Genomic DNA, 18,494 nt, shown 5'->3' with positions numbered 1-18,494 from the left:
GTGTGGGCGAGAGGGTGCGGGACGGTTCAGGTACGGGGCCCGGCCGCGCCGAGCCTGTGGAGGGTGGCGAGCACGTCGTCGAGCCAGGCGACCGTCATCCGCTCGTACGCGATGCCGCCCCGCAGCACGACGTGCTGCAGCTCCTGACCCGCGTCGAGCGGTGCGGGCGCGCCGGGCCCGGTGAAGTCGCGCAGCTCCCCGGCGAGGTAGTGCGCGAGCCGGTCGCTGTGCACCCGGTGGTGCCGCTCGACCTCGTGGAGCAGCGCGGCCGGGTCGTCGAAGGCGGCGCCCCGGATCTTCACGGCGAGGTCGTGGCGGAGGCTCTCGGGTTCGATCGGTTCGTGAAGCCAGTCGGCGAGGGCGGCGCGGCCGGGGCTCGCGACGGAGTACTCCTTCTTGTCCGGCCGGCGCTCCTGCGGGACGTCGCGGACATCGAGCAGGCCGTCGTTCTCCATGCGCTTGAGGACGCGGTAGATCTGCTGGTGCGTGGCCGTCCAGAAGTATCCGATGGACCGCTCGAACCTCCGGGCCAGCTCGTAGCCGGAGCCTGGCTGCTCCAGCAGGGAGACGAGGATCGCGTGTTCGAGCGCCATGCCCCGATCGTTCTATGCAACTGGTTGCATAGCAAGCGACGGCGGCCGGGTGAGACGCGCCTCACCCGGCCGCCGCTCCCCGGCGCCCCTCAGTGCTCACCCCAGGGCGAGTCGTACTTCTCGCCCAGCACGCTCGCCTCTTCGGACGTCAGCAGGCGTGGGGACCTCTCCCCCAGGGCCAGGAGCAGGGCGGACACCTCCTCGAGTTCCACGGCCGCGTCGACGGCCCGGGCCATCGTGGTCCCCGCCAGGACGGGCCCGTGGTTCTGGAGCAGCGCGGCGCGGAACGGGAAGGGCAGCCGCGCCAGGTCCTCGGCCTGGGCCGCGTCGCCGGGCGGGGCGTAGGGGACGAGGGGCGCCTGGCCGACCCGCATGACGAAGTAGGGGGTCAGCGGCGGCACCGCGCTCCGCCGCGACCACGGGGGGAGGCAGGACACGGCGGTGGCGTGCCGGGCGTGCAGGTGGACGACGGCCCGGGTGCCCGCGTCCCGCCGGTAGAAGGCGCTGTGCAGCGGGAACTCCTTCGACGGACGTGGCCCGTCGAGGTGGGCGCCGGCGAGATCGAGCGCGCTGAGCCCGTCGGGGTCGATCTCGGCGAGATCGGCGCCGGTCGGGGTGATCAGGACGCGGTCGCCGATCCGGACGCTGAGGTTGCCGGAGGATCCGGGGCTGAGCCCGAGGGCCGCCAGCCGGGCTCCCGCGGCGGCGAGTTCGGTACGGGGGTCGCTCATGCCAGGGCGCTCCAGGCTTCGGTGAAGATGGCGGTGCCGCCGAAGTTGCCCGACTTGAGGGCGAGGTCCACGGTGTGGTCCCTGCCGTGCGCCCGGCCCTCGGCCCGGGCCCAGGTGACGCCCGGGGCGATGGGCGAGCCGATGGACAGGGTGCGGACCCCGAGGGCGGTGACGACCGCGCCCGAGGTCTCGCCGCCGGCCACCAGGAGACGCCGTGCGCCCGCGGCGACCAGGTCGGTGGCGCAGGCAGCGAGGGCCCGCTCGACCAGTTCCGGGCCTGCCGTGGTGCCGTCGGGCGCCGACTGTTCGAGGTCGGCGAGGTCGTCGACCGCGTAGATGAGCGGAGGCTTCGCCGGGTCGTCGTCCCAGGCGCGGCGCGCGAACGCGACGAGCCCGGCGACCGTGCCCGCGAAGTCGGCGCGCAGGGCGGCCAGATCGAGCTTGCGGTGCGGCAGACGGGTACGCGCGTGGGCGACCTGGGCCCGGGTGGCGGAGGACGCGCTTCCGGAGAGGACGATGCCCGGGTCGCCGGGGCGGGAGGCGGGCTCGGCGCGAGCGGCCTCCGCGCGCGGGCCGGTGAGGCCCAGGGCGAGGCCCGCGGCGCCGGTGACCAGGGTGAGATGCCCGGCGGCCTCGCAGATGGTGACCAGGTCCTCGTCGCTCACGGCGTCCACGACGGCCAGGGCGTCGGCGAGCTCAGGGGCGTCGAGCGCCGCACGCAGCGCCTCGCGGCCCGCCCGGACGGTGTCGAGTCCGACGAGCGCGACCGGGTGGCCGGTCTGCGGAGTGAGCAGCCCAGTCAGACGGGAGTCCCGCATCGGCGTGAGCGGGTGGTGCCGCATCGGGCTCTCGTCGAGGGGTTCGCCGTGGACGAAGAGGCGGCCCTCGTGGACGGTGCGCCCGGTGGCGGGGAAGGAGGGGACGACGACCGTGCGGTGTTCGCCCAGCGCGTCGAGGAGCGCGTCGGTCACCGGCCCGATGTTGCCGCGCGGGGTGGAGTCGAAGGTCGAGCAGTACTTGAAGTAGAAGCGCTCGCAGCCGGCGTCGCGCAGGGCACGCAGGGCCGCGAGGGACGATCCGACGGCCTCCGCCACGGGCGCGGTGCGCGACTTGAGGGCCACCACCACCGCGTCGGCGTGCCGCACGGCCGCCGCCCCCGGCCCCTCGGAGAGGGCGTCCGGGCCCACGGCCACCACGGTCCGGTGGCCCCGGGCGACGAGCATGGTGGCGAGATCGGTTGCTCCGGTGAAGTCGTCGGCGATGGCCCCGAGGGTCGGCATCGGACCTCCTTGCGTTGGGGGGTGCGGTGCCGGGTGGTGTTCCCCGGCACCCTCATGTGAAAAAATGTTAACAGACTTTACGCAGACGGGATCTGCTGATACATCTTGTTAACACGCTCCCCTGTGGTGCTCGTGCCGTAGCCGAGACCGCCTCTGCCGGAGCCGTTGAACCGAGACTTGCGCCCGTCTAGGAGAGCCAATGAACCTGCATCACCTGTTCGCCGGAACCGGCGACCGGACCGTGCGCTACGCACTGTCCGGCGCCGGCGGCGGCTTCGCCCGGACCTTGCTGGCGCAGACCCCGCGCATCGGGCGTCTGGCCCCCGCGGTCCTGTGCGACCGTGACGTGGAGCGGCTCCGCGGCATGCTCGTCGAGCTCGGTTACCCGGCGGAGCGCCTGGCCGTCTGCGCGGACCGCGACGAGGTCGCCCGGGCCTCGCAGGAGGGGGCCGTCGCCCTCGTCGCGGACGGCTCGCTGCTGTCCGCGGCCCCCTGGGACATCCTGGTCGAGGCGACCGGAAGCCCGGCCGACGGATACGCGATGGCCCGCGAGGCGCTGACCGGCGGCCGTCATGTCGCCATGGTCAGCAAGGAGGTCGACTCCGTCGCCGGGCTTCACCTCGCCGACCTGGCACGCGACAACGGCGTCGTCTACACCACGGCCGACGGCGACCAGCCCGCCAATCTCATCGCCCTGGTGACCTGGGCCGAGCTGCTCGGCCTGGACATCGTGGCGATCGGCAAGTCCAGCGAGTACGACCTCGTCTTCGACCCGGAGACCGGCTCGGTGACCCAGCTCGACACCACGGTCCCCGCCCCGGAGCTGGCCGGGCTGCTCGGTCTCGGCTCCGACGTGCGTGCCACGCTCGCCGCCCGGGCGGCCGCCGTGACCGCCCTGCCCACCGGTGCCACCGCCGACTACTGCGAGATGGCGGTCGTGGCGACCGGCACCGGCTTCCGGCCGGATGTCGAGCTCCTCCACTACCCGGTCGCCCGGATCGCCGAGCTCGCCGACGTCTACGCCCTGCGCGAGGACGGCGGCCTGCTGCACCGCGCCGGCGCCGTCGACGTCTTCAGCGCCCTGCGGCTGCCGGACGAGGCCTCGTTCGCGGGGGGCGTCTTCGTCGTCGTGCGCACCCGTGACTCCGTCACCTGGGAGACGCTGCGCGGCAAGGGACACGTCGTCAGCCGGGACGGGCGCTACGCCGCGATCTACCTGCCGTACCACCTCATGGGCGTCGAGACACCGGTCTCGCTGCTCTCCGCGGTGCTCCACGGGCGTCCCTCCGGCGGCACCGACCCGCGTGCCCACGCCGTGCTCGCCGGCCGGGCCCGGCGGGACCTCCCCGCAGGCACCGTGCTGGACATGGGCGGCCACCACCACGACGTCACGGGCGTGCGGGCCGTCCTGCTCCGCGACGAGGACGCTCCCGCCGACGCGGCCCCCCTGTACCTCGCCGCGCACGCCACCCTCGGGCGCGATGTCCGGGCCGGGGAGCTGATCGCCCTCGGCGACCTCGCTGACCCGGACCCGGACCTGCTCCACGCCTGGACGTCGGGGCGCGCGTCGCGCGCCACCGGTGCCACCGTCCCCCTCGCGAGCCGATGATGAGCAGCGACCTCCAACACCTCCTGCTGGGCGCCGCCGCGGTCGTCGTCCTGATCCTGCTGATCACCAAGGCCAAGCTCCACCCCTTCCTGGCGCTGGCGCTGTCCGCGCTCGGTCTGGGGCTCGCGGCGGGCATCGGTCCCGGCGCCACCGTCGAGCACTTCCAGGACGGTTTCGGCGACGCGCTGAAGAGCACCGGGCCCACGATCGGGCTGGGCACCATACTCGGCGGCATCCTTCTCGGCTCGGGCGGCGCCGACCGCATAGCCACCGCCTTCATCGGCGCGCGTCCGGTCAAGTGGATCCCGACGGCGATCACCGCGGCCGCCCTGCTCATCGGGATGCCGCACCTGTTCGACGTCAGCTTCGTGATGCTGGTGCCGCTGGTGTACGCCGTCGCCAAACGCACCGGGACGCACCTGCTCTACGTGGGACTCCCGCTCGCCGCGGGTCTCTACATATCCCACGGGCTGCTCCCGCCGCACCCCTCCCCCACGCTGGCCGTCTCGGCGTACGGGGCGAACACCGGCCTGACCATCATGTACGGACTGATCATCGGCATCCCGATCGCGGTGATCAGCGGACCGCTGCTGACGAAGTTCGCCTCGCGGTGGTTCGGCCCGGCCCCGGACCTGGACAAGGGCCCCATCCCGGAGACGAGCCCCGAGCCGGAGAACCGCAAGCGGCCCGCCTCCCTCGTCCTCGCCCTGATCACCGTGCTGCTGCCGCCCGTGCTGATGCTCATAGGCACCGTCGGCACGGCGAACACCGCCGAGGGGTCTCTGCCCTACGCGTTCTTCGAGGCGTGCGACTCCTCGGTCATGTCCCTGCTCGCCGCGGTGGTCTTCGCCTTCTTCGCGCTGGGTCTGCGCTCCGGCTTCGGCCTCGGCCAGCTCCAGAAGATGGCGGGCAAGGGCCTCGGACCGGTCGGCGGCATCGTGCTCATCCTCGGTGCCGGCGGCGGGCTCAAGGCGATGCTCACCGCGACCGGCATCGACCAGCTGATCTCGGACTACGCGGTCGACTGGTCCATCCCCCCGCTGCTGCTGGCCTGGCTGGTCGCGGCCCTGCTGCGGATCTGCCTCGGCTCGGCGACGGTGGCCACCGCGGCCGCCACCGGGATCGTCGCTCCGCTGATCGGCGCCTACCCGGGCCTCTCCCCCGAACTGCTGGTGCTGGCCACGGCATCGGGCGCGGTCATGCTGTCGCACGTCAACGACTCGGGGTTCTGGCTGTTCAAGGAGTACTACCAGCTGTCGGTGGCCCAGACGTTCCGCACCTGGACGCTGATGCTGTCCCTCCAGTCGCTGCTCAGCCTCGGCGGAGTGCTCCTGCTCAGCACGTTCGTCGGCTCCTGAACGCCGCGTCCGGTTGGGACGGCGCGCGCCGGGACGGCACAATCGAGCAGCGACCGCGGTGGTCGCGTGAGGAAAGGTAAGAAGCAGTGGCCGACGAAGAGCAGTTGCCCCTGATCCCCGATCAACGGCGCGAGCTCCTGTTGAAGCATCTGCGGCGCGACGGCGTACTGAGCGTCCAGCAGATCACGCAACTCCTCGGCGTCTCCCACATGACCGTCCGCCGCGACATCGCCGAACTGGAGCGCCAAGGGCTGGTGTTCTCGGTACCGGGCGGCGCTCGGATCGCCAGTCACCTCCAGAGCGAGCCCAGTTTCCAGGCCAAGACCGGGATGGAACAGCCCGAGAAGCAGGCCATGGCCACGGCCGCCGCCGGGCTGGTGCGGGAGGGGATGACGGTCTACCTCGACGCGGGCACGACCCTGCTGGCCATGGTGCCGCTGCTGGCGCGGCACGAGTCGCTGACGGTCGTCACCAACGACTTCACGACCGTCGACCGCCTGATGGCCTCGCCCCATCTCGACGTCATACACATCGGCGGCCAGGTGGACCCGTCCAACCGGTCGAGCGTGGGCCGGCTCGCGGCCACGACCCTGCGTCAGCTCGCCCTGGACATCGCGTTCATCAGCACCAGTTCCTGGGACCTGCTGCGCGGGGTCACGACCCCCTCGGCAGCCAAGGTGGAGGTCAAGCAGGCGGCCATGGAGTGCACCGGTTCGAGCGTGCTGGTCGCCGGGTCGTCGAAGTACGGGACGTTCGGCAAGTTCCGGGTGGCCCCGCTCAGCGCCTTCGACACCATCGTCACCGACAGCTCCCTGGCGGAGGCCGCCGCCGAGGGGCTGCGCGCCGGCGGCGCCGACCTGCGGCTGGCGGCCGTCTGATCCCGCACCGCCCGCCCTCGCCCTCCCCCACCGGGGAGGGCGAGGGCGCTGTCGCGTTCAGATGGCGTCGGCGTCCGTCCCGGTGAGGCGCGCCGATACGTCCCACAGGGCGCGGGCCGTGTCCATGTCCTGTGCGCGGGCCGACATGCGGGCGGGTGCGGGTCCTCCCCTGGTCTCGCCGAGCAGCCGGGGGCCGTAGTAGCTTCCGCCGAGCGCGCCGGGCAGGGTGGCCGCGTACAGCGTGGGGAGCGCGCCCGCGGACGGGGGCTGCGTGTAGAGGCGCGTCGCTCGTTCCAGCTTCGCGGCCCAGGGCCGTCCGGCCAGCCGCGGGCCCGCCTGTCCGAGCTCCGTCGCGGAGAGGCCGGGGTGAGCGGCCAGCGAGAGGATCGGCCTGCCGGCCGCGTCGGCACGGCGCTGGAGCTCCGCGGTGAACAGCAGGTTGGCGAGCTTGGACTGCGCGTAGGCGCGCCACTTGTTGTAGCCGTCCTCCGCATCGAGGCCGTCGAGGCCGGCGAAGTCGATACGCCCCATGCGGTGCGCCAGGGACGACACGGTGACGACCCGCGAGGGTGCGTCCGTCCCGAGGAGGGGCAGCAGATGGTGCGTCAGCGCGAAGTGGCCGAGATGGTTGGTGCCGAACTGCATCTCGAATCCGTCGGCCGTCCGCAGCAGGGGCAGGGCCATCACCCCCGCGTTGTTGACCAGAAGGTCGAGCCTGCCGTCGGTCTCCTTCGTGATGCGGCCTGCGGCCTCGGCCACGGAGGAGAGGTCCGCCAGGTCGAGAGCGACGAGCCGGGTGTCCGAACCGGGCGCGGCACGGCGTACGGCGTCCAGGGCGCGCCCGCCGCGCTCGGGGTCGCGGCAGGCGAGGATCGTCCGCGCGCCGGAGCGCGCCAGTACGAGCGCCGTCACCGCTCCGATCCCGCTGTTGGCGCCCGTGACCACCGCGGTGGTGCCGGAGAGGTCGGGCATGTCGTCGAGAGTCCATGAGTGCATGCGTCACGCCTCCCCGGCGAGAGCCGTCGCACACCCGTGACCGCCGTGACGTACGGGTGAGGCGTGACTCGTCCGACGTGGCCCGGTGCGCTTGACCGGCGGGCAGGGCCCGCCTCGGCGGGCCCTGCCGCGTGGCGCCGGACGGAGGGGGCGCACGGTGCGTGGCGGTCGTGCTCAGCCGCCGCCTCCCCCGCGGCTCCCTCCCGGTGGCGCGGGCGTCTCCGCGAGGATGTCTCCGGTCACCCGTGTCCCCGGGTGCAGGTGCGCGCACACGTAGGCGATGGCGAGCGCGATGGCCATGCCGTAGAACACCCACTGGTTCGCCTCGGCGAAGTCCAGCCGGAGCGCGTCCATCGAGTCCCGCATCAGGGTGGCGATCCGGCCGTCGCCGGTCGGTTCCTGGGCGTCCGGGTTCCCCGTGACGGCCTCGGAGACCGATCTGGCGGCATCGCCCGCGACGCCCGCCGGCACGCCCCTGGACGTGAGGGTCTCCACGACCTTGTCGGTGGTGACATGGGTGAGGACCGTGCCGAAGACGGCGATCCCGATGCTGGCCGCGTAGTTGCGCACGGTCTGGGTGATGCCGGTGACCTCCCCGTACGAGGCACCGATCGACCGGTTGACCGCGTCCGTGGACGCGGGCGCGAGGAGGAAGCCGATCCCCGCACCGGCGAGTGCGGCGTACGGCCACTGGTCGTGCATCGAGAGGTCCGTCAGCTTGTGCGCCCAGAGGGCGAACCCCGCGGCGCCGAGCGCCGTTCCGAGCTTCATCGCCGGCCGCGCACCGTGCCGGTCCAGGATGCGTCCGCCCCACTGGGAGGCGATTCCGAAGCCGATGAAGAAGTACAGGAGGTACAGCGCGGCCTGGTTCGGCGAGGCGCTCAGCGAGACCTGTGCGTACACGGAGGCGAAGAAGAACACCGGGACGAAGGCCAGCATGGCGAAGAAGAGGACGAGCATGTCGACGGTGAACGCCCGGTCGCGGAAGACCTTCAGTGTGATGAGCGGTTCGGCGACTCCGAGTTCGTAGCGGCAGAACAGCGCCAGGACCCCGAGCCCGCCGACGATACAGGCCCAGGTGGCGACGCTGCTCCAGCCCCACGCGGACGCCTGCTGGAAGCCGAGCACGCTCAGCCCCATGCCGACGGCGACCAGGACAGCGCCGGGCACGTCCAGCTTCTCCCGCCGCCGGTGTTCGGGAATGTGGGCCATGGCCGCCAGGACCAGCGCGATGACGGCGACCGGGACGTTCACCCAGAAGATGGCCCGCCAGGTCCAGGCGGTCAGCCAGCCGCCGAGCAACGGCCCGACCGCCGTGAGCGCGCCGGACAGGCCGAAGAACAGCGCCAGTGCCCGGCCGCGCTTCTCCACCGGGAAGACGGCGACGACGACGGCCAGCGCGGCGGGGAACATCAGCGCCGCGCCGAGGCCTTGTGCGGCACGGAAGACGATGAGCCAGGTCTGTGCGAAGTCACCGGCCGGGACACACCCGCAGAGCACGGACGAGACCACGAACAGGAGGGTGCCGATCAGCATCACCCGTTTGTGGCCGATGATGTCGGACAGCCGTCCCCCGAGGGCGAAGAAGGCGGCGAGGGAAAGCAGGTACGCGTTGACCACCCACTGCATCCCGGACGACGAGAGGCCGAGCTCGTCGACGATGCTCGGAGCGGCGATGGAGACGATCGTCTGATCGATGAACGTCATCGACACGGCGAAGAGCATCGCCGCGAGGGCCAGCGTCTGGTTGGCGGCGCCCCGTCCGGCAGGGAGGTCTGCCGCGCCGGGGCCCTGAGGGACCTTGTCGGTGCGCATGATCCGAGTGTGGACGGGATGGGAACCGCGCGCACGTCAAGGCCGGGCCCCGCGCGGCGGATGGCGGTGTCTCAGCCCCTCCTGACGAGCAGGCCCGCCGCGACGAGTCCGGCCAGGCCCACGTCCGCGTCCGTGTACTCACCGCCGAGGAGATGGTCCACGTAGGCGTCCTGGGCCAGGACGACCGGATCGACGAACTCCTCCGCGTCGGGCGTGGGTTCGGCGACCTTGCGGCAGCCCTTGGCCAGCACCGCGTATCTGACGTGTGTCGCGTAGGACGCGAGGAACGTCCTCATGACGACTTCGGCCGTCCCCGCCCGGTAGCCGGTCTCCTCGAGCAGCTCCCGTGCCGCCGCGTGCAGGACGTCCTCCCCGGGCTCGATCATGCCGCCCGGGAGCTCCGCGAGCACCTTGCCGGGGCCGGGGCGGTACTGCCGTACGAGGATGCCCCCGCCGTCCTCCGTGAACGCCACGACGGCGACCGTGGGGGAGCCGTCGAGGATGTCCCAGTCCGAGTCCTTGCCGTCGGGCTGTACGTAGGTCCGGCACCGCACCGTCAGATAACCGGCCGGCTCAGGACGCTCGCTCTTCAGCTTCCACGTCATCGCGTCACCACTCTCCGTCACGGACGGATCATGTCCACCGTGCGGCCCGGCAAACGGTCCGCGACCGGCGCCGCCCTCCGGCGGCGTGTCAGCCGGAGGGCGGGGCGGGGTGGTCGGGCCCGGAGGCCGGAGCGGGCGGGTCCGGCGGAGTGGACGCGTGTCCGTCACGGCCGCGGTGCAGGGCCAGCATGGCCTGGTCGTCCTGGGGCCGGCCGTCCGCGTGGCGGCGGACGTCCTGGATCAGCAGGTCCAGGATCTGGCCCGGCTCGACGCGGGCGCCCGTACGCAACCTCCTGCCGAGCACGAGCGGGAGGCGGGAGACGGGGTCGTAGAAGCGCCCGGCGGCGTTCCGGGACTCGGTGACGCCGTCGGTGTAGCAGAGCAGGGTGGAGCCCGCGGGGAAGGCGAAGCTGTCGACCGGGGCGGACCACGCGCCCAGGTCGCTCATGCCCAGCGGGGGCGCCTCCTCGGACGACCCGAGGAGTGTGGCACCGCCCTGCGCGTCGATCAGCACGGGAGGCGGATGGCCACGGTTGATGAGGCGCACGGTCTCCAGGCCGGGGGAGAACTCCGCGATGAGAGCCGTCGTGAAGCCCTCCTCCTGCTCCCGGCCGCCGCGCCGGCCGCCTTCGAGCAGGAGGGCCCGCTCCAGCCGTGTCACGAGTTGCGGCAGGTCCTCGGCCTCGTCCGCCGCGTACCGGAAGGCGCCCAGGTCGGCGCTGACGGCGCTGACCGCCCCGAGCCCCTTCCCCCGTACGTCACCGACCATCACCCGGATTCCGTACGGGGTGTCCTGCACCACGTACAGGTCACCGCCGATCAGGGCCTCGCTCTCGGCGGGTACGTACCGGGCGTCGATGCGCAGGGCCCCGAGGCGTGTCGGGGGCCTGGGCAGCACGGCCCGCTGGGCGACGGCCGCGACCTGCTGCGCGCGGCGGGCGCGGGCGTCCTGCCTGCGCAGCGTGCGGTGGATCAGGACGGCGAGCGCGGTGACGGCCGCGAGGGTGATCTGGTTGGCCACCCCCGCCCGCCAGCCGAAGGTTCCGTCGACCTGCGCGAGGAAGGCGTGGACGATCATCGCGGTGATGCCCACGCCGATGATCCCGCGGACCCCGAGGAGCGGCGCGGCGGCGACCGGTGCGGCCATGAGCAGCGGCGCGGACGTCACGTCGTGCGGCGTGATCACGTCGACCACCACGGCCAGCACGATGAGGCCTACGGGGATCCACTGGGTTCTCAGCAGGTGCGGCACTCCCCCACGCTGCCCTCAAGCACGCCCCTCCGCATCCCCGGCGACCACGATCCGGCGCACGCGGCAGGACTTCTGACGGGCAGGAGCCTCTCGTGACCGTGGGGCTGTTCCCCACGCAATGATCTTCTGCCCGGCCCGCGGCTCTCCGCCGAACCATCGCGTGCATGGCCCACCCACGTGCGCGAACGGAGCAGCCCGCGCCTCCCCGCCCCTCTCGCTCCGCTCCCCGCAGCACGTGCACCCGGTGGGCTCGGGCACACGAGAACGCCGGGATTCCGGGGACGTCGGCTGTTAGGGTCCCCTCGGACACTGATCTCTCGGTGAGGAGACCGGACGTGGTGGGAGACGACGACATCTCCGGGTGACACCCGGATGTGATCGGCCTTCGGCCGGTGCGTGACAGCACCGTGGCCGCGATGCCCCATGTCATCCCCTCCTCCCCATGTCCGCCTGCGGCAGAGGTCCGTCTGCCCGCATGTCACACGAGGTCACACGCATGCCCGACCCCTCAGCCCCCCTGCTCGCACACGACGTCGTCCGTTCCTTCGGCAGCGGGCGGGTGGTCGACGGCTTCTCCCTCACCGCGTCACCCGGCCACCGCATCGGCCTGATCGGGGAGAACGGCGTCGGCAAGTCGACGCTGCTCCGTCTGCTCGCCGGGGTGGACGAACCCGACGCGGGCAGCATCACCCGCCCGGCCGATCTGGGTTTCCTGCACCAGGAGATGCCGTTCGACTCCGCGGCCACGATCGCCGACGTGCTGGACGAGGCTCTGCGCGAGGTCCGCGACACGCTCGACGACCTCGAACGTCTCTCCGGACGACTCGCCGGCGCCCAGGAGGACTCACCCGGCTACGCCGCACTGCTCGACACATACGGCCGACGGCTCGACGCCGCCCAGGAACAGGCGGCGTGGGACGCGGACCGGCGCGCCGCGATCGTGCTCGAAGGCCTCGGCCTCGGAGGGATCGGGCACCAGCGGGCACTCGGCTCACTGTCCGGCGGCCAGCGCGGCCGCCTGGCGCTGGCCTCGCTGCTGGTCAGGAGGCCGTCCGCGCTGTTGCTGGACGAGCCGACCAACCACCTCGACGACAGCGCCGCCGCGTTCCTGGAGGAGCAGGTGCGCGCGCTGCCCGGAGCCGTCGTCGTGGCCAGCCATGACCGGGCCTTCCTCGACGCCGTGTGCACGGACGTGATCGACCTCGATCCCGCCGTGGACGGCCCGGTGCGGTACGGCGGCAACTACACCGCCTACCAGGCCGAGAAGCGCGCCGAACGGGAGCGCTGGGAGCGGCGCTTCGCCGAGGAGCAGGAGGAGCTGGAGGTCCTGCGCCGGTCGATCGGCACGACCACGCACCGCGTCGCCCCGGACCGCGGGCCCCGCGACAACGAGAAGATGGGTTACGGCCTCCGGGCCGGGCGGGTGCAGAGCCAGATCTCCCGGCGGGTCCGCAACGCCGCCCGCAGGCTGGGCGACCTGGAGCGCAACCGGACGGCGGAGCCGCCGCAGCCGCTGCGCTTCCGCCGTACCGCGCTGAGCGGACCGTCGGCGGAGGGAACCCTCGTCTCGCTGCGCGACGTGCGGGTGAAGGACCGGCTCACCGTCGACCGGCTCGACGTGTCGGCGACCGAGCGTCTGCTCGTGACGGGTGGCAACGGAGCGGGGAAGTCGACGCTGCTGGCCGTGCTGGCCGGCCGTCTCGTGGCGGACGGCGACGTACGGCGAAAGGGCGGGGTCTCGGTGGGGCTGCTGGCGCAGGACACCGTGTTCGAGCGACCGGAACGCACGGTCCGGGACACCTACGCGCGGACACTCGGCCCCGAGCGCGCGGAAGCGGTGCCGCTGAGTTCGCTGGGGCTGATGAGCGAGGCGGACCTGGGCAAGGAGGTCGGGCGCCTGTCCGTCGGTCAGCGCCGCAGGCTCGCGCTGGCCCTCCTGGTGGCGCACCCGCCCGAGCTGCTGCTGCTGGACGAGCCCACGAACCACCTGTCCCCGCGGCTCTGCGACGAGTTGGAGGCCGCCATGGGCGCGGGTCCGGGGGCGATCGTCCTGGCCGGACACGACCGCTGGCTGCGGAGGCGCTGGCAGGGGCGTGAGCTGCGCCTGTGACCCTGCGGGCGAACCCTCCCCATCGTGAACACATTTTGGACACATTGTCCGCATAGTGAGACGCGTTTGCGGGGGCCCACGCCTGCGGCGTCTCATCGCGCCTGTGCAAACCGAACAGATAACCCCTGATCAACCGGCATCCGACGACAAGGCGGCGCGGCGCGCCGTCACCGTGTTCCCCGTCCTCGTGCTCGTGGCGGGCGTTGCCGGTCTCGTCACCCCCGGCACGTTCGACGGCTGGACGGAGTCGGTCCCGTACCTGCTGGGAATCGTCATGTTCTGCATGGGACTGACGATGACCCCGCTCGACTTCAGGGGTGTCGCGAAGCGTCCGTGGGCCGTGGCCATCGGCCTGGTCGCGCACTACGTGATCATGCCGGGGCTCGGCTGGGCCATCGCCCATCTGCTCGGTCTGCCGCCGCAGCTGGCGGCCGGACTCATCCTGGTCGGCTGCGCGCCGAGCGGGACGGCGTCGAACGTCGTGACGTTCCTCGCCCGCGGCGACGTGGCGCTGTCTGTCTCCGTGGCGACCGTCTCCACCCTGGTCGCACCGCTGGTGACACCGCCGCTCACGCTGCTCCTCGCCGGCGCGTACCTGCCGGTGGACGCGGGTTCGATGATCACGGACATCCTGAAGACCGTCCTGCTCCCGGTCCTCGGAGGACTGGTGGTGCGGCTGGTCGCGGGCAGGTTCGTCGACCGCGTGCTGGGCTTCATGCCCTGGCTGTCGTCGCTGGCCATCGCCGCGATCGTCTGCGCTGTCGTGGCGGGCAGCGCCGGCGCCATCAAGTCGGCCGCCGTGACCGTGCTGTTCGCCGTCGTGCTGCACAACGGCCTCGGACTCGCCCTCGGCTACGGCGCGGGCAAGATCTCGGGGCTCGGCCGGCCCGCGAGCCGCGCCATGGCCTTCGAGGTGGGCATGCAGAACTCGGGTCTCGCGGCCTCGTTGGCGACGGCCCACTTCAGCCCGCTGGCCGCTCTGCCGGCCGCGGTCTTCTCCGTGTGGCACAACATCTCGGGCGCCCTGGTCGCCGCGTGGATGTCCCACCGGTCCCGGCGCGACGAGCTCACGCCCGGGGTGGCGGGGGCGGTACCGGAGACGGCGACCGCCGGGGAATCCTGACCCGGCCAGACCCCTCCTCCGGCACTCTCCACGACTCGAAGGCGTTCGTTCCGGGGTTTCCCGGGGCGAACGCCTCGTGCGCTCCCCGCGCGGCCGGTCCGCGCCAGGACGACCCGTGGGCCGGAGCGGCCCGTCGGGTCCGCCCGGCCGGCGACCCCGGTCATCGCCCGGCGCAGTCGTCGGCGGCGTCGGCGAAGCGACGGGCCAGGTGCGCGAAGGCGTCCGTGAGCTCGGGCGGGCCCACGACCTGGATGCCGGCGTCGAACCTGCCGATGTCGGCGGCCAGTCCGGGCCAGGACCACGCGCCGAGGACGAGCCGGCAGCGGTCGGGGCCGAGTGCTTCGACGACCCCGTCACGGGCGTACACGGATACGGCGGCGGCCGGCAGATCGAGTATCACTTCGCCACGGCAGGGCCATTCGCCCGCGCCGTCGGAGCCCCGGAACCTGCCGGCCACGAAAGCGGCCACGCTCCCCCCGGGCACGTCACGCGGGGTGAAGCGGGGCCCCGCCGGGACGCGCGGAGTGATCCGGTCCGCGCGGAAGGTGCGCCAGTCGTCGCGCTCCAGGTCCCAGGCCACGAGATACCAGCGGCCGCCCCAGGTGACGAGATGGTGCGGCTGGACCCGGCGCGGCCCTTCCGCCGCCGTCGGGGCGTCGTCGGCTGCCGGGGACGCCGGGCGGTAGTCGAAGCGCAGCACCTCGCGGGCACGGACGGCAGCGCCGAGTGCCAGGAGAACGCGGGGGTCGGCCTGCGGATTCCGCTGCGCGCCCACGCGCTCGACCGCGGTGACGTGGAGGGCGTCGACGCGGTGGCGCAGCCGTGCGGGCATGACCTGCCGGACGGTGGTCAGGGCGCGTTCCGCGGCTTCCTCGATTCCGGCACCGGTCGTGACGGCGGTCCGGAGCGCGACAGCCAGGGCGACGGCCTGGTCGTCGTCGAACAGCAGCGGCGGCAGCTCAGCTCCGGCGTCGAGCCGGTAACCACCGTCCGGGCCCCTGGTGGCCACCACCGGGTAGCCGAGCTCACGCAGGCGGTCGACATCACGGCGCACGGTACGGGGACTGACCTCCAGCCGCTCCGCCAGCAGCTGCCCCGGCCAGTCCCTGCGCGCCTGGAGAAGGGAGAGCAGCGACAGCAGGCGTGCGGACGTCTTCGGCATGGCTTCAGTATCACCGGGAGAAGCGGACAGATCCTGGCCTCTACCCCTGCGACGCTGATCCTGCACGACACCGGGAACGACCAGAAGGACTGATCACGATGACCACCCCCTCCACACACCTGGACGACGAGCGGGCCGACCTGCTCGCCGCCCTCGCGACCGCCCGGGCCGCGCTGACGAAAGCGGTGCGCGGGCTCAGCGATGAGCAGGCCGCCACGTCTCCGACGGTCAGCGCGCTCTGTCCCGGCGGCCTCGTCAAGCATGTGGCGTCCACCGAGGCCGGTTGGATGCGCTTCGTGGTCGAGGGCCCGTCGGGAATGCGCCACGACCTGCCGGACGGCGTCACCTGGGCCGACCTCGCGGCCGGTACCGCGGACCGGATCCCGCAGTGGATGATCGACCACGGGAACGAATTCCGCATGCGGCCCGGCGAGACGGTGGAGGAGATCCTCGGGAACTACGCGCAGGTCGCCGCCCGTACCGAGGACATCATCGCCGGTGTCCCCGACCTGTCTGCGGCCCACCCGCTCCCGGAGGCGCCCTGGCACGAGCCAGGAGGCGTGCGCAGCGTGCGCCGGGTGCTGGCGCATCTCATCGCCGAGACCGCGCAGCACGCCGGACACGCGGACATCCTGCGCGAGACGCTCGACGGCCGGAAGGCGACATGAGCCCTTGTCACGCTCCCGTCGGGCGGTGGAAGCCGAGAGCGGCGGACAGCCCACGGATGCCGAGGGGAAGGCGCGCTGCGAGGACACCGCGCCCCGGACGCACCGGAGCCCGGACCGCCCGCGGGCTCCGGGCTCCGGGCACCGAGGTGACGCGATGACCGTACTGGACACCCGGGCGCTCAACCGGGCCACACTGGCCCGGCAGTTGCTGCTCGACCGAGCCGGCCTCCCGGCCCTGGACGCCGTCGGGCATCTCTGCGGCCTCCAGGCGCAGGAACCGCAGGAACCGTACGTCGGACTCTGGTCGAGGCTGCGGCAGTTCGAGCCGGCGGCCCTGTCGGGGCTGCTGACCGGGCGCAGCGTGGTGCGGATGCATCTGATGCGGCGTACCGTCCACCTCGTCACCGCCGACGACGCCGTTGCCTGGCGTGCCCGCCACGCCGCGATGCTGCGTCAGCGGGTGCTCGGCGTCTACCGGAACGAGTTCGACGGAACGGATCTCGACGGACTCGCCGCGGCGGGCCGGGCCGTCATGGCCGACGGAGAGCCGCGTACGACCACCGAGGTCGTCGGCGCGCTCGCCGGCCGCTGGCAGGCACCGGGCCGGCGGGCTCTGGGCGAAATGGTGGTCGCGGCGCTCGTGCCGGTGGTGCAGGCGCCGCCCCGCGGGCTGTGGCGCACCAGGGCGGGGGTCCGCAACGTCCTGCTCTCCTCCTGGCTGGACCAGGACGTCGACCCGTCGGTCGCCGACGCGACGGACCCGGTGGGCCAGGCGTTGGTACGGCGCTACCTCGCCGCCTTCGGGCCGGCGGCGTCGGCGGATCTGCGCGCGTGGTGCGGCCTGGCCGGCCTTCCCGCCGCGGTGGCGGCACTGAGGGAGGAACTGGTCTCCTTCCGGGACGAACGCGGTCGCGAACTGCTCGACCTCCCGGACGCGCCACGCCCCGACCCCGGCACACCGGCACCGGTGCGCTTCCTGCCCGCCTTCGACAACGCGATTCTCGGTTATCACGACCGCAGCCGGATCATCGACGACGCCCACCGGGGCCTCTCCGTCGCCGGCGAGCGTGTGGTGCTGGTCGACGGACGGGTGGCGGCGACCTGGAGCGTCGACGCCTCCACCGTGGTGGTGACCCCGCTGCGCGGGCTCCACCGGGCCGACCGCGAAGCAGTCGCGGAGCAGGGGGCCGAGCTGGCGGCCTTCCTGTCATACGGCGCGAGCAGGCGCGTACGGGTCGCCGGGGCCCCGCGCTGAGCTTGCCCGTTCACCGTCCGGCAGCCGGCATCCCCGGCCCGGGGATCCGCGCGACCGTCACTGTGGCTCGGCGGCGAGCACCAGGTCATGGATCATGAAGTGGAGTTGCACATCGTCCATCGACTCCGCCCACAGCCCCTCGGCGTCGAGCACGGAGGCCGCGACCATCCGGGCCTCAGCGACGAGTTCGGGGTCGTAGGCGAAGCCCGGCCAGGGAAGGACGGGGAAGCCGTTCTCCTCGCCGAACCGCCGCACCCTCTCGATGTCGCCCAGGGCGGCGTGCGGGAGTGACTCGTTCGCCCAGGACCACAGCCAGGTCTGCTGGGCGGCGCTGACGCTGCCGATCACGGTGAGTCGGCCTGTGAGGAAGACCTTGCCGTGGCGCGACCACGTGATCCTCGCGTCGTCCATCGACCAGTCGTACCGCACGTCTCCGGACAGGCCGAAGCGCTCGACCATGAGTGCCTGCCGCGCGCGGGCACGCTCCCGAGCCGCGAGGACGACCTTCTCCCAGCCGGAGTGATCATGCTTCGAGCGGTCGTCCACGTCGCCTCCTCGTACAGAACTTCGAGGAAGATCCTTTCACCCTGCCTGCGGTCCGGACTCGCGGGCCCGGACTTGGCAGTCGTGGGACCGGTTGCATCCCCGAACTCGCCGGACGGCCGGGCGGTGCGGCCGTCCGGGGGCTCGCGGCCCGGGGCTTCAGGCGCGGTCGGCCGCCATGCTCTCCACCAGGCTCCTGGGCCGCAGGTCGGTCCAGTTGCGCTCCACGTGGTCGAGGCAGGCCTGGCGCGTGTCCTCCTGGTGGGTCACCGTCCATCCGGCCGGAACCTCGGCGAACGCGGGCCAGAGCGAGTGCTGTCCCTCGTCGTTGACGAGCACCAGGTAGGTGCCGTTCTCGTCCTCGAAAGGATTGGTCACCGATACTCCTCGAACTTAGGTAAGGCTCTCTTTGCCTGACTGTGGGCGACTCTACCCGGCCCGCTCGAAGCCGACGCGTCGAATCCCTCACATCCGCCGTCCCGACGGCATCGGCGCAGGCGCACCGTAGCGAGGCCG

At 72.7% G+C, this 18,494-nt stretch carries 17 protein-coding genes; 7 read left to right on the top strand and 10 right to left on the bottom strand.

The genetic code is table 11. The features are described 5' to 3' along the window. Positions 1–26 precede the first annotated feature (26 nt). From ACFUNE_RS09930 to otnK, 3 genes are all read right to left on the bottom strand, one after another. Positions 27–593, bottom strand: coding sequence for a PadR family transcriptional regulator (locus tag ACFUNE_RS09930; RefSeq protein WP_383564590.1), 567 nt, complete (start codon positions 591–593; stop codon positions 27–29). Positions 594–682: 89 nt separating this feature from the next. Beyond that, positions 683–1,324, bottom strand: coding sequence for a class II aldolase/adducin family protein (locus ACFUNE_RS09925; protein WP_383564588.1), 642 nt, complete (start codon positions 1,322–1,324; stop codon positions 683–685). Next, positions 1,321–2,604, bottom strand: coding sequence for a 3-oxo-tetronate kinase (otnK, locus tag ACFUNE_RS09920; protein WP_383564586.1), 1,284 nt, complete (start codon positions 2,602–2,604; stop codon positions 1,321–1,323). Before otnK ends, ACFUNE_RS09925 begins: the two co-directional genes overlap by 4 nt. Before the next feature lie 199 nt (positions 2,605–2,803). On the opposite strand from otnK, the gene ACFUNE_RS09915 reads away from it, so the two are divergent. The 3 genes from ACFUNE_RS09915 (at position 2,804) to ACFUNE_RS09905 (ending at position 6,449) form a co-directional block, all read left to right on the top strand. Next, positions 2,804–4,213, top strand: coding sequence for a homoserine dehydrogenase (locus tag ACFUNE_RS09915; protein ID WP_383564584.1), 1,410 nt, complete (start codon positions 2,804–2,806; stop codon positions 4,211–4,213). Continuing rightward, the gene (locus tag ACFUNE_RS09910; RefSeq protein WP_383564582.1) at positions 4,213–5,571 is read left to right on the top strand and encodes a gluconate:H+ symporter; all 1,359 of its coding nucleotides are present in this window, start codon (positions 4,213–4,215) and stop codon (positions 5,569–5,571) included. Before ACFUNE_RS09915 ends, ACFUNE_RS09910 begins: the two co-directional genes overlap by 1 nt. Before the next feature lie 86 nt (positions 5,572–5,657). Beyond that, positions 5,658–6,449 (top strand): DeoR/GlpR family DNA-binding transcription regulator, encoded by a 792-nt coding sequence (locus tag ACFUNE_RS09905; RefSeq protein WP_383564580.1) that lies wholly within the window; start codon positions 5,658–5,660, stop codon positions 6,447–6,449. 57 nt (positions 6,450–6,506) lie between these two features. On the opposite strand, the gene ACFUNE_RS09900 is transcribed toward ACFUNE_RS09905, so the two are convergent. The 4 genes from ACFUNE_RS09900 to ACFUNE_RS09885 all read right to left on the bottom strand — a co-directional run bounded on the left by ACFUNE_RS09900 (position 6,507) and on the right by ACFUNE_RS09885 (position 11,117). Next, positions 6,507–7,445 carry an oxidoreductase gene (locus tag ACFUNE_RS09900; RefSeq protein WP_383564578.1) on the bottom strand — a complete coding sequence of 313 codons (939 nt, stop codon included), beginning with the start codon at positions 7,443–7,445 and terminating at the stop codon, positions 6,507–6,509. Between the two features lie 174 nt (positions 7,446–7,619). Continuing rightward, entirely contained in the window at positions 7,620–9,260 is a 1,641-nt protein-coding gene (locus ACFUNE_RS09895; protein WP_383564576.1) for an MFS transporter, read from the bottom strand. 71 nt (positions 9,261–9,331) lie between these two features. Next, positions 9,332–9,886, bottom strand: a complete 555-nt coding sequence (locus tag ACFUNE_RS09890; protein WP_383564574.1) for an NUDIX hydrolase — start codon at positions 9,884–9,886, stop codon at positions 9,332–9,334. 67 nt (positions 9,887–9,953) lie between these two features. Next, entirely contained in the window at positions 9,954–11,117 is a 1,164-nt protein-coding gene (locus ACFUNE_RS09885) for a PP2C family protein-serine/threonine phosphatase (protein ID WP_383564572.1), read from the bottom strand. 496 nt (positions 11,118–11,613) lie between these two features. Between ACFUNE_RS09885 and ACFUNE_RS09880 the strand changes: the two genes are divergently transcribed. Beyond that, the gene (locus ACFUNE_RS09880) at positions 11,614–13,227 is read left to right on the top strand and encodes an ABC-F family ATP-binding cassette domain-containing protein (protein WP_383564570.1); all 1,614 of its coding nucleotides are present in this window, start codon (positions 11,614–11,616) and stop codon (positions 13,225–13,227) included. Between the two features lie 103 nt (positions 13,228–13,330). Further along, entirely contained in the window at positions 13,331–14,350 is a 1,020-nt protein-coding gene (locus ACFUNE_RS09875; protein WP_383564568.1) for a bile acid:sodium symporter family protein, read from the top strand. A gap of 160 nt (positions 14,351–14,510) precedes the next feature. Here ACFUNE_RS09875 and ACFUNE_RS09870 read toward each other — a convergent pair whose 3' ends face one another. After that, positions 14,511–15,512 carry a helix-turn-helix transcriptional regulator gene (locus ACFUNE_RS09870; RefSeq protein ID WP_383564566.1) on the bottom strand — a complete coding sequence of 334 codons (1,002 nt, stop codon included), beginning with the start codon at positions 15,510–15,512 and terminating at the stop codon, positions 14,511–14,513. Between the two features lie 98 nt (positions 15,513–15,610). Between ACFUNE_RS09870 and ACFUNE_RS09865 the strand changes: the two genes are divergently transcribed. Both ACFUNE_RS09865 and ACFUNE_RS09860 read left to right on the top strand, forming a co-directional pair. Beyond that, positions 15,611–16,180: a DinB family protein gene (locus ACFUNE_RS09865; RefSeq protein WP_383564564.1), complete on the top strand. Its 570-nt coding sequence runs from the start codon at positions 15,611–15,613 to the stop codon at positions 16,178–16,180. A 154-nt stretch (positions 16,181–16,334) separates the two neighbouring features. Further along, positions 16,335–17,435, top strand: a complete 1,101-nt coding sequence (locus ACFUNE_RS09860) for a winged helix DNA-binding domain-containing protein (RefSeq protein ID WP_383564562.1) — start codon at positions 16,335–16,337, stop codon at positions 17,433–17,435. Positions 17,436–17,492: 57 nt separating this feature from the next. Here the strand turns inward: ACFUNE_RS09860 and ACFUNE_RS09855 are convergent, their stop codons facing one another. Together ACFUNE_RS09855 and ACFUNE_RS09850 are read right to left on the bottom strand one after the other, a co-directional pair. Next, positions 17,493–17,981, bottom strand: coding sequence for a DUF6882 domain-containing protein (locus ACFUNE_RS09855; protein WP_383564560.1), 489 nt, complete (start codon positions 17,979–17,981; stop codon positions 17,493–17,495). Between the two features lie 156 nt (positions 17,982–18,137). After that, positions 18,138–18,356, bottom strand: a complete 219-nt coding sequence (locus ACFUNE_RS09850; RefSeq protein WP_383564558.1) for an MbtH family protein — start codon at positions 18,354–18,356, stop codon at positions 18,138–18,140. Positions 18,357–18,494: the final 138 nt, after the last annotated feature.

This window comes from Streptomyces sp. NPDC057287, from assembly GCF_042667905.1.
In the GTDB taxonomy this organism is placed as follows: domain Bacteria; phylum Actinomycetota; class Actinomycetes; order Streptomycetales; family Streptomycetaceae; genus Streptomyces.
This window is presented reverse-complemented; position numbering and strand designations above follow the sequence as displayed.

What these genes read in the sequence shown, in the direction of transcription:
- ACFUNE_RS09930 (WP_383564590.1), bottom strand. Translation starts at nt 593, where the DNA reads ATGGCGCTCGAACACGCGATCCTCGTCTCCCTGCTGGAGCAGCCAGGC.
- ACFUNE_RS09925 (WP_383564588.1), bottom strand. Translation starts at nt 1,324, where the DNA reads ATGAGCGACCCCCGTACCGAACTCGCCGCCGCGGGAGCCCGGCTGGCG.
- otnK (WP_383564586.1), bottom strand. Translation starts at nt 2,604, where the DNA reads ATGCCGACCCTCGGGGCCATCGCCGACGACTTCACCGGAGCAACCGAT.
- ACFUNE_RS09915 (WP_383564584.1), top strand. Translation starts at nt 2,804, where the DNA reads ATGAACCTGCATCACCTGTTCGCCGGAACCGGCGACCGGACCGTGCGC.
- ACFUNE_RS09910 (WP_383564582.1), top strand. Translation starts at nt 4,213, where the DNA reads ATGAGCAGCGACCTCCAACACCTCCTGCTGGGCGCCGCCGCGGTCGTC.
- ACFUNE_RS09900 (WP_383564578.1), bottom strand. Translation starts at nt 7,445, where the DNA reads ATGCACTCATGGACTCTCGACGACATGCCCGACCTCTCCGGCACCACC.
- ACFUNE_RS09895 (WP_383564576.1), bottom strand. Translation starts at nt 9,260, where the DNA reads ATGCGCACCGACAAGGTCCCTCAGGGCCCCGGCGCGGCAGACCTCCCT.
- ACFUNE_RS09880 (WP_383564570.1), top strand. Translation starts at nt 11,614, where the DNA reads ATGCCCGACCCCTCAGCCCCCCTGCTCGCACACGACGTCGTCCGTTCC.
- ACFUNE_RS09870 (WP_383564566.1), bottom strand. Translation starts at nt 15,512, where the DNA reads ATGCCGAAGACGTCCGCACGCCTGCTGTCGCTGCTCTCCCTTCTCCAG.
- ACFUNE_RS09865 (WP_383564564.1), top strand. Translation starts at nt 15,611, where the DNA reads ATGACCACCCCCTCCACACACCTGGACGACGAGCGGGCCGACCTGCTC.
- ACFUNE_RS09860 (WP_383564562.1), top strand. Translation starts at nt 16,335, where the DNA reads ATGACCGTACTGGACACCCGGGCGCTCAACCGGGCCACACTGGCCCGG.